Source organism: Bacillus sp. SIMBA_008 (assembly GCF_046535495.1).
GTDB classification, from domain to species: Bacteria; Bacillota; Bacilli; order Bacillales; family Bacillaceae; genus Bacillus; species Bacillus subtilis.
Map to the genome: position 1 here is coordinate 1 of NZ_JAWRWL010000573.1, position 266 is coordinate 266.

At 30.8% G+C, this 266-nt stretch carries 1 pseudogene; it reads left to right on the forward strand.

Annotated features, from left to right (window positions below):
- Positions 1 to 114, forward strand: a pseudogene (locus SB658_RS24500) (cupin domain-containing protein); the annotation flags it as partial.
- Between the last annotated feature and the right edge of the window lie 152 nt (positions 115 to 266).

Here is a 266-nt window from a genome sequence, read left to right on the forward strand (position 1 = left end):
GCGAACTGTAATCAGAACCGCGGCACGATAAACCCAACAACTCAGCTTCCTAATCAACAACAAAATTTATATTACCAAGATTCATATTATTTCCCTCTTTACTGGGGATATTAATTTATATACTGAAAAGACAATTATTCATCTCCGCGGAAAATACGCAGGAGATTTTTTATTGTATATCCTCCATTTCTATTTTTTTCGTAACAATTAATAGAGTACATACATATAATATTTATATATTTAATTGGAGGTGATAGTACTATGAG